The sequence below is a fragment of the Ereboglobus sp. PH5-10 genome, assembly GCF_029504735.1.
Lineage (GTDB): Bacteria > Verrucomicrobiota > Verrucomicrobiia > Opitutales > Opitutaceae > Ereboglobus.
The window spans coordinates 66,987-79,116 of record NZ_JAQFIP010000010.1 but is presented as its reverse complement, the minus strand read 5'-3'; the positions used below and the strand labels follow the sequence as shown (position 1 = coordinate 79,116).

Genomic DNA, 12,130 nt, shown 5'->3' with positions numbered 1-12,130 from the left:
AGCGTCTGGCTCACGCGCAACGCAAGACGAAATCCAAAGCGAAAGCTTGACCACTGGCGCGAACACTAAATTATGAGGGCAAGATTTTCCCACGCGGCTGTAGTTTAGTGGTAAAACTCCTGCCTTCCAAGCAGGTCTCGTCGGTTCGATTCCGTCCAGCCGCACCAATCTCTGACAATCAACGGATGAAGTTTTGGGAAACACTAATTACCCTGTTGTCGGCAATAAAATCCATCACGAGGCGGGATGCTCCGCGTTGTCGCATGCAAACTGAAAGCGCAAAAAGGAGTGCTCTTTAAAACACTGAAATTCTATGCTTGCCGCGCGTCCGACAGCAGTGTGTCTTTTGCGGTTTCCCAAGTCGCCCAGATGGTGGAATTGGTAGACACGCAGGTCTCAGAAGCCTGTGCCTAACCGCATGGGGGTTCGAGTCCCCCTCTGGGCACCATATTACCCCTTCCCCCTATGAGGGGAGTTTTGTCCCGTGCGGTAATATAGGGGTGTGTTTGCATGAGATTGCTTGGGGAAAGCCCGCTCCAATCCCGGGAATACTTCCACTCGGCCACCCATCTCTGCGCGCCCACGAAACATCCAACAAGCACCCCCCATCAACACCCGCATTGCGCCCCTCTGTTTTTTCAAGCAAAGCCCGCCGTCACGATCTTCAAAAGCAAGAGTGGAAACGGCGCGCGCTCTAATGTCAAAAAACGACGGGGTTGAAAAACAAAAAACTCAAGAACTCGTCCAAATTTCACGAACTGGAGCCGCTGGGTTGACATGTGCGCCGCAGTAGCGTTTGACTCTCAGATTCTAAAAACTGAACTGACCATTATGAATTCGGAAGCTGTCAACGCGCTCATCGCAAAAAATCCCACGCTCAAAGCGTCCAAAGCCAAGCTCGAGGCCATGAAAGCCGGCAGCTACGTTATTCACAACAGCTGGGGTTTCGGCCAGATCAAGTCCTACAACGAGGGCTCGCAACGCCTCATCATCGATTTTCTTGAGAAAAAAGGCCACTCCATGGACCCCGCCTTTTGCGTGAACACCATGCAGGTGCTAAACGAAAAACACCTCCTCGTTCGCAAACAGACGGAAGCCGCCACGATCAACAAACTTATCACCGAGGCGCCCGCGGAGCTTATTGTCGAGGCGCTGAAATCCTACCCCAACCACGCCACGACCGCCATCGACCTCGAGCTCACCCTCGCGCAAGTTGTCGGCCAGCCCGCGTTTAAAAAATGGTGGACCGCCGCAAAAAAAGCCATCGCCCGCGATCCGCGCATCGTCATTCCCGAGAAAAAAACCGAGTGCTACATTCTTCGCGAGGTGCCCATCGCCGCCGAGGATGAGATTGAGGACGATTTTAACGCAACCCGTTCCGCCCGCCGCCGCATCGCGCTCGCCGAGGAACTCCTGCACACGCTCACCGCATCCAAAAACACCAAGAAGGATGTCAGCAAGGTTCTCGACGCGGTCACCGAGGCTGTAAAAAACAGCAACCAGCTTGACGCCGCGCAAAAACTCTACGGCGCGCACATCCGCGACTCGCTCGCACGCCATGCCGGCGTCGACGTGACCACGCTTGAGCCCTCGCAGGGCGCGCTCGTCGCCAACCAGCGCGAACTCGGCTCCATCGCCGAAAAAATCCCCGTCCAGTTCCAAGGCAAGTTCCTCGACCTCGTCAAGGAAACCCATCCCGGCGATTACATCGAAATCACCTTCGGCCTCCTCAAAAACAGCCAGGGCAAGTTCACCACCGAATGCATCAACTTCCTTGTGGAGAACGAGCAGTCGCAGAAACTCGCCGAGACGCTCAAGCGCTGGCAAACCGAGCAAAACCTTCGCGCGCCGGTGCTCCAATGGATCATCAAGAACCGCAACTCGAAGAAATTTGCCAAGCTCCTTCAGGACCTCATCGCCCCGCGCCTCCTGAGCTCCATTTTCTACGCGATCGATTACGAGGCGCTTCAAGCCGCGTCGGCCCGCCGCATTCCGCTGGCTGAAATGCTCAGCGACGACCTTGAGCTCATCGGCGACCTCCTCCGCGAGGCCGACCCTGAAACCGCCCGCGACCTCGCCAGCGCGCTTCTCCTCAACCAGGGCTTCGAGGAACTCACCAAGAAGTCGCTCCTCGCCCGCTTCATCAAAATTTTCCCGGCCATCCAGTCGCTCGTCGCCAGCGACGCCGAAAGCAAGGAGGAGCAGCTCCTCGTTTCCCGCGAAAGCTACGAGCGCAAGCGCGAGGAATACGAAACAATCAAATCGAAAAAAATTCCGGAAAACTCCCGCGCCATCGCCGCCGCCCGCGAGCACGGCGATCTCAAGGAAAACTCCGAATACAAAATGGCCAAGCAGGACCAGCAGGTGCTCATGGCCCAGAAGGCGCAGCTCGAAAAGGAAATCGGTCGCGCGCGCATCACCGACTTCACCGAGGCCACCACCGACCAAGTCAGCGTCGGCAGCGTCGTGGACGTCAAGACCGCCTCCGGCAAAAACGCGCGCTACACGATCCTCGGCGCATGGGACAGCATCCCCGAGCAAAACATCATCGCTTACAAAACGCCGCTCGGCCTTGCTCTTCTTTCCAAAAAAGTTGGCGACACCATCACCGTCAAAATCGGCAACGCCGAGGAGACCTACACCGTTACCGCCATCTCACGCTACGTGGATGCCAAGTAACACGACCCAGCACTCCCTAGTTTCGCAGGCCAACAGAAAACACACTGCTGGCCTGTTTTTATTGTAACCGGAGCCATGATGGACCTGACACCTTTCGCCCAAGGTTTGGGAGCCGGCATTGCGGTGTGTGTGGCGATCGGGCCCATTGCGATTTTGATCCTGCGCCGCACGATGGCGGACGGCCGGCTCGCCGGCCTCGTGTCGGGCTTCGGCGCGGCCACTGCGGATGCCATCATCGGGGCGATCGGCGCGCTCTTCCTCTCGTGGATACTCCCGATTCTCGACGCGCACAACACCGCGGTGCAGTTCGTCGGCGGCGGCGTGGTCATCTCGATGGGCATCTTTCTGCTTTGCACGCCGCCGCGCATCAAGGAGGTCAAGCGCCCCGTGCATGAGCGCAACCTGATTGTCGCCTACTTCTCGACATGCGTGCTCACCTTGTCGAACCCCATCACGCTGTTCAGCATGACGACGATCATCGCCGCGACGGGCATGGGCGGCCCCGACACAAACCACATGCACGCCGCGATGCTGGTTTCGGGAATCTTCGTCGCCTCAATGGGATGGTGGGTGCTTCTTTGCATGTGCGCGCACACGGTGTCGCGCTTGCTCGGCCACGGGTTCCTGCGACGACTCAACATGATCGCCGCCATCATCGTGATCATCTTCGGCGTGTGCATGGTCGTGAACCAGGCGCAGAAAAAACTCTACCAATCCCAGAGCAATCATGCGCCGGCGCCGGCCGCGCAAGTGCTGCCGGTTGACGGGCAATGAGATTCGGACGCCCTCGAACGCGCCTCGCTCATTTCAGTCACGGTCAAAATCCGTCGGCAAATCCGGATTGCGATGATGCTCAAACATCCTGGCAATTTGCGCCGTTGTGACCCTGCTGATTGACAGTTCAGGAATATCCTGTTCGCCAAAAAAACCAACAGAATCGGTCTCCTCACTGGTCGTTTCCTTCCCGCCCTCAATGGCGCACAGCATGAAAATTTTATATATGTGAAAGGCAAACGGCGGGGCGTGCTCATGCTTTTCACGATCAAACACCGCCAGGATTTTCAACGCGCGGGTCAGCAACCCGGACTCCTCATGAATCTCACGCACGACATTCTCCGCCGGAGACGCGCAGACATCCGCCCACCCTCCCGGCAGCGTCCATTTTCCATCCGCACGCTCGCGCACCAGCAACAATTTGTCGCCGCGAAAAACGACGCCGCGAACATCCACCTTGGGCGTGGCGTAACCCGTTTCGTTTTCCATCAAACCAAGTATGGCAGACTGCTCCATGCCTGAACCCGCGGCGAGCATCTCGGCGGCCAGCTGGCGAATCGCCTTGTAGCGTTCAATGTCGTAGAAATCCCGGGTAAAAGTGAGCCCGGTTTGGGCGATGGCTTGAAGCCGCCTGCTCCACTCAAGCCAGCGTGTGTCTGGGTGCGACTCCATAATACCCGACACTCATGGACGAGCCGCACGCTTGCGACAAATTCAAAAAAACGCGCCATGTCGTGGTTGGCGAATCCCAAAGCTTGGAAATACCCGGGCAGGGCGTTTGCAACGGAGCGGCGATTTTCAAGTCGCCGCCCCAAATTGAAAAACTGCGTCCGGAAAAATGTCTTGGGTTTTACCGGCGGCCTCCGCGCGAACCCGACCCGGAGGATGAACGCGATCCCGATGACGGCCCGCCTCGTTGCGACGAGCCCGATGATGAGCGGTGTTGGTAGGAAGATGACCTTGAGGACGACGACGAGGAGGATCTCGCCTCGGAACCGCGGCTCGAACCGCGATCCGAACTGCCCGAGCTCCGACTGCTGCTGTTATTGCTGTCACTGCGCGAACTGGAGCTGGATGTGGTGGAGCTGCTGCTGGAGCTTTTGGTTTCGGAACTGCCACCAGTGGACGCCGTTGATTTTGACGACGAGGAAGATGATGATGACGACGAACGGGACGATTCAGCTTTCCGCGGTGGCGGTTGTGACTGCGGTTGCCTTGTGCCCGAGTTGCGAGAGGAGGTCGCATCCCTGTTGCCGCGGGAGTTTGTGCGCGTTCTTGAAACGTCGCGAGACTGGCGTTGTTGCGCGGGCTGGCGAGTCACGTCCGAATTGCGTGGCCGGCGCTGGCGCGTGGCGCGTGTGTTGCCGGTGTTTTCGGGCGCGGTTGTTGTCGCGGTGAGATTTGTCCGCGAGCTGCCGCGATTGTTCGTGGCATGAGCCGGTCTTTGTTTTGAGGACGGGCGTGTTGATGCGCCCGCCTTGGGCTGGGACGGGCGGCGGCGGTCGTCTGATTTATTTGCGGACGGCGCTCCTTTTCCGGATGACGGACGGCGCTCCGTGTAATTGCCGGCATGCCGCGACGGACGGTTTCCGGCGGGCGGCCTGCCGGAATCATTGAAGTGCGGATCGCTGATGACGCGGCGCGGACGCGCAACATGTCCGGGGCGGTGCTTCGGCGGTTTGTTGTGCGTGATTCCGTGCCCGGGTTTTGGGCGCCATGTGTGCTGGTGGACATAGCGCGGCGGATGCGGGCGTCCGGCGTGATGAATCCATGCCGGGCGATGAAAATGCGAGGAGCTCCACGCGCCGACCCAGATGCCGCCCAGCAGCCAGTTGCAATCGTATCGAAGCCACGGGCCGCACGACCACGCGGGACCAAATCCCCAATAATGACGCGACACATAGATCACGTCGGGATCATAGCGAGGTATGTAAATTGTCTCAGCCACGGTCGGGATGATGCGGATGTAATTGGGCTCCTTGATGACGGTGAGCTGCGAGGTCGATTTTAGGTTGCCGAGCGCGTGGGCGCGCGCGCGCAGGCGTTGTATGGCCGCCATCACGTCCTCGGGCTGCACGACAAACGTCACTCCGAGCTGCCGCGTCCACTCGAGGTTTTCATTCATCCAGTTTAGCACTTCGGGATAATGAGCGAGCGAGCGCACGCTTTCATCCCAGAACTGTTTTTCGACCTGCTCGAGGGTTCCGCCATTTTCGAAATAACGCGCGGCGAGCACGATCTCGGTCGCGTATGTTGACGCGGGCAATATGACGCCGATGAGCGCGTCGGGATAAAGCGCGATGGGGCCGACCAGTGTCTCGACTTCAGCCGGCGTTAACTTTGGCACATCGACTTGCGCGGTATCCGCCGCGAGTGGACATGCTAACAGGAGGCACAGAACAACGAGGAGTTTGGGCGTTTTCATGTGATGCGCGGGTTGGTTGCAGTGTCTGACTCTGTTTCCTCAAAAAGGATGCGCGCCATTTTAACCTATAAGCAAACGTAATCAGTTTTGGTTGCTCACAACCATTTCTTGCAACGCATGAAAATCCACACGCCGACCGTGCCCAGCACCGCCGCCACGGCCGCGCTAAGATAACCGTAGCGCATTTTCAATTCGGGCATGTCGTCGAGAAAATTCATGCCATACCAGCCGCCGATGAGAATCGTGGGAAACGTGAGCGCGGTGATCGCGGTCATCACACGAATGCCGGCGTTTGCCTCGTGGTTGGATTTGTTGAGGAAAACCCGGAACGACAAAATCAACTGGTCGGACAGCGACGCGGCCTGGTTTTCGATGCGGCCAAGCTCCTCCTCGAGATCGCGAAAATAGGGCAGCATCACCTTGCGGATGTATCTGTTTTTTCCCTGGGCGAGATCAAGGGCGACGGCGCGCTGCGGGCGCACGATCTGGCGCAGTTGCGAAAGCTGTTTGCGCAGCGCCACGATGCGAGGGAAAAGCTCCTCGGCGTCGATGCGCTGGATCACGCGCTGCGCGAGCCCCTCGACTTGGAGGCGGAGCGTCTCGATGAACGGTTTGTAGCCGTCGACCATGCCGTCGAGAATCGTGTGCGCAAAACGGTCGGGGCCGCGCACCGGCGCGGAGGATGGTTTCGACATGCGCTCCAGCACGGACTCGATCAGGGGCTGCGGATTGCGGTGATAGGAAACGAGAAAGTTTCGCCCCACAAACAGGTCGATTTCGTTGGTCTTGAAAAGCTCCTCGTCATCATACGTGACCGCGTGCATGACGAGGTGCATGCAGTCGTCATACATTTCGACCTTGGGCACGGGCGCGTCGCTCACGCAGTCCTCAATCGCAAGCGGGTGGAAGCGAAAGGTTGAGTCGAGAATGAATTTGATTTCCTCGTCGGTCGGGTCCGAAAGGTCGACCCAAAGAAGCGCGCCGGGCTCCTCGCGCACCGCGGCAAGCGTCTCGGGCGCGGGATTGAGCGCCGAGAATTTGTTTCCGCGATATACGAGCGAGGAGATCATGGCGTCGCGTGTTTTAAATCCAGCGACGGCGCTTGCACCAGAACCAGATCACGGCGGTGATCAGCAGGGTGACGCCGATCGCGATTGGATAGCCGAGCGGCGTTCGCAATTCGGGCATGTTTTCAAAATTCATGCCATACCAAGTGCCGACAAGCGTCGCGGGAAGCGTGAGCGCGGTGAGGGCGGTGAGTGTCTTGATGCCTTCGTTGGCCGAAAAATCCGATTTGTTCAGATAGAGGTCAAACGAGATCAGCAACTGGTCGGCGTAGGTGGCCGCGGTTTCATCGATGCGAATCAGGTTGTCCCTAAGATCGCGAAAATAGGGCAGCGTGGCGGCGCGTATGTTTTTGGTGTTGCCCATCGTCAGGCGTCCGACGACTTCGCGCAACGGGCGGATAATCTCGCGCAGATGGTTTATTTCCGAGCGCACCTCGAGGAGTTTCGGGATGAGCTGCGGGGCGCGCTTCCGGTCCGTTTCCTCGGAGAGAACCTTTTCCTCGATTATTTCGAGTTCGTTGCGCAATTCGTCCGTGACCGGCTTGAAGTTGTCGATGAGCGCGTCAAGCAAAAGGTGCGCGAGCCGGTCCGGGCCGCGCGCGATCACGCCGCCGATGAAACGGGCGCAACGCTCAAGCACCGACTGGACGACGTGCATCCTGGCGCGGTGAAACGTGACCATGAAGTCGCGCCCGAGGAAGAGATTGATCTCGGTTGTGTTGAATTTTTCGACGCGCGTGGGATCGACGCAGTGCGCGACCAGGAAGAAGTAGTCGTCGTAGTCCTCGATTTTTGGAAGCGAGCTGGGCGACACACAGTCCTCGATTGCGAGCGGGTGGAACTGGAAGACGCCCTCGAGGATGGCCTTGGTTTCGTCGTCCGTCGGGTCCTCAAGATCAACCCAGATCACAAGCCCCTTGTCGGCGCGCACAAGCCGGAGCGCCTCGACCTCCAGGTCGCGGCCCACGAGCTTGCCTTCGCTGAATATGAGGGAACGGATCATGTGCTCCGGGTTTTTCGCGGACCGCCTTGTCAGGCGGTCAGTTTTGCGTATGCCTCCGCGTCGAGAAGCGCGGCGGTGCTTGCGGGTGAATCCATGCGAATCTTCAACATCCAGCCATCGGTGAACGGCGCCGTGTTCACCAAGTCGGGCGATGCGTCGAGCGCGGCGTTGACCTCGACAACCGTGCCGGCCACCGGCGCGTAAAGGTCGGACGCAGCCTTCACGGATTCGACAACGCCAAAGCTCTCGCCGACCTTGAACGAGTCGCCGGCCTTGGGCAGTTGCACATACGTGATGTCGCCGAGGCTGCCTTGCGCATAGTCGGTGATGCCGATGGTCGCAATGCCGTCGGCGTCAATTTTGAGCCATTCGTGGGACTCTGCATATTTGATGTCTTGGGGGAGGTTGCTCATGATGTTTGTTTATTTCTTTAGTTGAACAAATGGAGGTTTGACGAGTTGCAAAGCGATTTTTGTTCCGCGGATGTCGGTGAACATCGGCTCAAGCGCCGCTGAGGCCGGGACGCTCGCCGAGCCGATGGCCTCGTTGAGCACCGGCGAAAGCGTGCCCGAAAGCACTTCGCCGATTTTTTCGCCCGCCGCGTCGAGCACCTGAGCGCCCGCGCGCACGATGCGCCTGTCGCCGGTTTTGAAGAAAACAACCTTCCGCAACGCCGCCCGCGCTTGCGGCGCGGTGGAGGCGCGCGACTCCATCTCCGCCGCGAGCGGCTCGCAACCGACAAAGCCTCCCTCCTTTTTCAACTTCACCGTCCAGTCGAGCCCCGCCGTGAGTGGCGAAATATCCGCCGTGATTTCGTGACCGTAGAGGGGGAAGCCTGCCTCGAGCCGCAAACTGTCGCGCGCGCCAAGTCCGGCGAGCTCCATGCCGAGCGGCGCGCCCGCGGCGAGAAGCGCGTCGGCCAGCGCGCGCGCGTCGGCGGGCGCGTGGTAAAGCTCGAAACCGTCCTCGCCCGTGTATCCCGTGCGACTCACAAGACACCGCACTCCGGCAACCTCGATGCCGTCCGTAAAATGATAATACTTGATCTCGCCAAGTCCGGCGGAGGGCGCAAGCGACTGCACGATCTCAAGCGCGCGCGGCCCTTGAATCGCCAGCAGCGCGTAGTCAGCGGAACGATTGGAGACCGTCACGTCATAGCGCGCCCCGTCGGGCTTGCGCAACGCAACCAGTTGCCCGCCGATCCAATCGAGGTCCTTGGCGATATTGCCAGCGTTGACGCAGAGAAAATAATCCCCGTCGCCGCGCTTGTAAACAAGCAGGTCGTCCACAACGCCGCCGCTCGGATAGCACATCGGCGAATACACGATACGCCCCGGCGTCATTTTCGAAAGATCGTTTGTCAGGAGGCGCTGCAGAAACGCAAACGCGTCCGCGCCGCGCACATCGAATTCGCCCATGTGGCTCACATCAAAAAGACCGGCGGCGCGGCGAACGGTTTTGTGCTCCTCAAGAATGCTCTTGTATTGGACGGGCATTTCCCATCCGGCGAAGTCCACCATGCGTCCGCCATGCGCCACATGAAAGTCGTAAAGAGGTGTGCGTTGAAGAGTCATGCCCACACTACGACGCCCCGCGCGCCAAGGCGCAAGCCCGCGATTGCGCGGCGCCGCCCGAAACCGCGCGCTCACGGCTTGCATTGACCGAGGGAAAACCGAAGACTCCGCGACATGCTTCGCCCAACCCTGATTGCCCTCGCCGCCGCATTTGCGCTTTCACCTTTCGCCAGCGCCCAGCGCGACAAACTTCCCGTTTCCGAACTTACCCCCGCGCAACACGAACAACTCCAGCGCGACAAACTCATCATCGGAGCAAAAGATTATCCGCAAATCTTCACACCCTACATCGCGCTCGGCAAGTCGCCCCAAGCGATCCGTTTCATCACCAGCGACGCCGCCCTCGCCGCCTATCACGCATTGTTCGAGGATTCGTTCCGCGAACTCGAACTGCGCCGCGCCACCCGCCTGCGCGTCGACTTGGAAGGCCTTTACAATGCATGCAAACCCTTCTCCTCCCAAAAGAAGAAACCGGTTTATCCATCCACGCTCATTCAACACATCCTCGGCCCCGCGATGGTGATTCTCGGCACTCCCGCGACCACCGAATATTTCTCCGAATCCCTGCTCCCTGAAATCAATCGGCAAGTCGCGCTCATTCGCGACGCCGAAGTTTTGGAATGCCCTCCATGGCTCGATTACAGCAAAGATGATTGGCTTTTTGAAATCGACTATCGCCGCTGCGAACCGGTGAGTTTCTACGCCGACGACGACGCGCTCGCCGACTACCATCGCGCCGTCCGCTGGCTGCAACTCGTCCCCATGCGGGCAACCAACGACGCCGAGCTCGCGGCATGGGCGAACATGGTCAGGGTTTCCAACACTTGGGAATGGTATAATGAGAGGGGGAATCCCGAGTTCATAACCAGCTTTACCGGCCTGAGCATCTTTGCCGGGCCCATCGCCGACCGCACAATCATCGTCAACAATTCCGACATTCGATCCGCCTGCCATCCCTCTTCGGATATTGTTAAGAACAAAGTCCAGCCCGCAACGCTTAGACTCGATCGCCTGCGCGAAATACTCCTTCAGGACGCGCGCCAGAATCCGCCACGCTCCGCCATCAACGACGAAAACCGCATTGAGCCCCAAGCGAATCATTCGCCGTTTTCCGACATCCGTTTCCGCGTGATGCCCACGCACGCGCTTCCCGACGCCGAAATCATTTCCTCGTGTCTCAACGATAATATTCGCCCTAACGGCCTCACCGTTGCCGCGTTCCTCGGCTCCGCGTTCGCGCATGAGCGCATGCCCAAAATCAAGGACGACCCCGATGGCGCAGAGTGGGCGGCGTGGTGCAAACGAGCCCGACAAATCACACTCTCGCAGGGAGGCGAACCGCGCAGCCTCTACGCCGATTACATCGACGTGCTCCGCGCACTCAACGCGCCGCCGGTCAAGGAAGCACCGGCGTTCATGGGCAGCCTCCCCTGGCAAAGAAAAACCTGCCAGACCCAACTCGCGAGCTGGGCGCAAATCCGGCACACTTACGCATTGCAGGCAAAACTTTCCGTGATGCGCATTACTGGCGTCGGCGATCTCCGTCCGCCTCCGCCCGGTTTCGTCGAACCCAACCCCGCATTCTGGCGCGAATACGTGCGTTTTGTTGAGCGCACGATTGCACTGCTCGAACAGCATGGCGTTTTTACTCCGTTTGAAAACGAAAACGCCGACACAAGTGAATCCCTAGAATACGAACCCGGATTCAGCGACGGTAGCGAGCGTGTGCAAAACCGATGGAACAAGCTCGCCACCCTTTCACGCCAGTTGGAAACCATTCTCGCCAAGCAGCTCGACGAAATCGAACTCACCAAATCCGAACGAGCCACGCTCGTTCAATTCGGCTACACGCTCGCCAACGCGATGGGTTATTTTCATTCATCCACTGAGGGAAAACCTCGCGACAACGCCCCGCGGTGGGCGGAGGTCGCGCATGATCCAAACGTCGATGAATCCCTCGGCGTCGCCACCGGACGCGCGCGAGCATTGTTTGTCCTTTATCCCTGGCGCGGACGCGAGCTGCTCTGCACCGGCGCGGTGCTTTCCTATTACGAGGAATGGGCCCTGACCAAACGTCTCACCGACAAAATGTGGAAAGAAAAACTCGACGGTCCCTACGCCCCTCCCCCTCCCGACTGGCTCGCGCCCATCCTCGCAAAGTGAGGCCATTCATGAGCCAGAGCTTTTTTGGTTTATTCTGTCGCATTTGAGCTAGGGCGAACCGTCCCGGTAAGCCGGAGATGTTGTGGCTCACCGGGACGGTTCGCCCTACCAAAAGGCGTTTCCTCGCGACAATTTAAACCGAAACAGCCCTAGTTTTGGGTGAGGCGCGCTCGCCGAGCGCGCCGAGAAATACGGGAGATGAACACTGCGGTTGACAGATGACGCCTGTGCTCGGTAACGACGGTTCGAGCGTTGGCGACAGTTCGCCAACCGCCCTGCCATTAGCATACTTGGGCGCACGTAAGGTGCGCGCCCCTACTTCCGCGCGGCGGCCACGGCCTGGGCGTTGATGGTCGGGTTTCCAACATTCGGAACTGGCACAACGAGGCACAAGGAGAGAAGGAGCCTTCATTGTTGTCCGGCCGAATCGCGCCCCGGCGCATTC

The 12,130-nt window shown here is 59.1% G+C and carries 9 protein-coding genes and 2 tRNA genes; 5 read left to right on the top strand and 6 right to left on the bottom strand.

The window, feature by feature from the left end:
- The first annotated feature begins 93 nt into the window (after window positions 1-93).
- From M2447_RS09380 to M2447_RS09365, 4 genes are all read left to right on the top strand, one after another.
- A tRNA-Gly gene (locus tag M2447_RS09380) sits at window positions 94-167 on the top strand.
- Between the two features lie 196 nt (window positions 168-363).
- A tRNA-Leu gene (locus tag M2447_RS09375) sits at window positions 364-448 on the top strand.
- Between the two features lie 383 nt (window positions 449-831).
- Entirely contained in the window at window positions 832-2,679 is a 1,848-nt protein-coding gene (locus M2447_RS09370; RefSeq protein ID WP_277558395.1) for a GreA/GreB family elongation factor, read from the top strand.
- A 75-nt stretch (window positions 2,680-2,754) separates the two neighbouring features.
- Window positions 2,755-3,453, top strand: coding sequence for a LysE family transporter (locus M2447_RS09365; protein ID WP_277558394.1), 699 nt, complete (start codon window positions 2,755-2,757; stop codon window positions 3,451-3,453).
- 33 nt (window positions 3,454-3,486) lie between these two features.
- Here M2447_RS09365 and M2447_RS09360 read toward each other — a convergent pair whose 3' ends face one another.
- The 6 genes from M2447_RS09360 to gcvT all read right to left on the bottom strand — a co-directional run bounded on the left by M2447_RS09360 (window position 3,487) and on the right by gcvT (window position 9,522).
- Complete coding sequence (locus M2447_RS09360; RefSeq protein ID WP_277558393.1) at window positions 3,487-4,125, bottom strand: NUDIX hydrolase; 639 nt, start codon at window positions 4,123-4,125, stop codon at window positions 3,487-3,489.
- A 178-nt stretch (window positions 4,126-4,303) separates the two neighbouring features.
- Window positions 4,304-5,878: a DUF3300 domain-containing protein gene (locus M2447_RS09355; protein ID WP_277558392.1), complete on the bottom strand. Its 1,575-nt coding sequence runs from the start codon at window positions 5,876-5,878 to the stop codon at window positions 4,304-4,306.
- A gap of 95 nt (window positions 5,879-5,973) precedes the next feature.
- Window positions 5,974-6,948, bottom strand: coding sequence for a magnesium transporter CorA family protein (locus M2447_RS09350; protein WP_277510031.1), 975 nt, complete (start codon window positions 6,946-6,948; stop codon window positions 5,974-5,976).
- A 13-nt stretch (window positions 6,949-6,961) separates the two neighbouring features.
- A complete protein-coding gene (gene corA / locus M2447_RS09345; protein WP_277510032.1) occupies window positions 6,962-7,948 on the bottom strand; it encodes a magnesium/cobalt transporter CorA in 987 nt (328 codons plus the stop codon).
- Window positions 7,949-7,977: 29 nt separating this feature from the next.
- Window positions 7,978-8,361 carry a glycine cleavage system protein GcvH gene (gene gcvH, locus M2447_RS09340; protein ID WP_277510033.1) on the bottom strand — a complete coding sequence of 128 codons (384 nt, stop codon included), beginning with the start codon at window positions 8,359-8,361 and terminating at the stop codon, window positions 7,978-7,980.
- A 9-nt stretch (window positions 8,362-8,370) separates the two neighbouring features.
- On the bottom strand, window positions 8,371-9,522 hold the full coding sequence (gcvT, locus tag M2447_RS09335) for a glycine cleavage system aminomethyltransferase GcvT (protein ID WP_277558391.1): 1,152 nt from the start codon (window positions 9,520-9,522) through the stop codon (window positions 8,371-8,373).
- A gap of 114 nt (window positions 9,523-9,636) precedes the next feature.
- Here gcvT and M2447_RS09330 point away from each other — a divergent pair, with 114 nt between their 5' ends.
- Window positions 9,637-11,685, top strand: a complete 2,049-nt coding sequence (locus M2447_RS09330) for a DUF3160 domain-containing protein (protein ID WP_277558390.1) — start codon at window positions 9,637-9,639, stop codon at window positions 11,683-11,685.
- Window positions 11,686-12,130 lie beyond the last annotated feature (445 nt).

Coding starts and splice junctions, on each gene's coding strand:
- M2447_RS09330 (WP_277558390.1), top strand. CDS start 9,637: ATGCTTCGCCCAACCCTGATTGCCCTCGCCGCCGCATTTGCGCTTTCA.
- gcvT (WP_277558391.1), bottom strand. CDS start 9,522: ATGACTCTTCAACGCACACCTCTTTACGACTTTCATGTGGCGCATGGC.
- M2447_RS09365 (WP_277558394.1), top strand. CDS start 2,755: ATGATGGACCTGACACCTTTCGCCCAAGGTTTGGGAGCCGGCATTGCG.
- corA (WP_277510032.1), bottom strand. CDS start 7,948: ATGATCCGTTCCCTCATATTCAGCGAAGGCAAGCTCGTGGGCCGCGAC.
- M2447_RS09360 (WP_277558393.1), bottom strand. CDS start 4,125: ATGGAGTCGCACCCAGACACACGCTGGCTTGAGTGGAGCAGGCGGCTT.
- M2447_RS09350 (WP_277510031.1), bottom strand. CDS start 6,948: ATGATCTCCTCGCTCGTATATCGCGGAAACAAATTCTCGGCGCTCAAT.
- gcvH (WP_277510033.1), bottom strand. CDS start 8,361: ATGAGCAACCTCCCCCAAGACATCAAATATGCAGAGTCCCACGAATGG.
- M2447_RS09355 (WP_277558392.1), bottom strand. CDS start 5,878: ATGAAAACGCCCAAACTCCTCGTTGTTCTGTGCCTCCTGTTAGCATGT.
- M2447_RS09370 (WP_277558395.1), top strand. CDS start 832: ATGAATTCGGAAGCTGTCAACGCGCTCATCGCAAAAAATCCCACGCTC.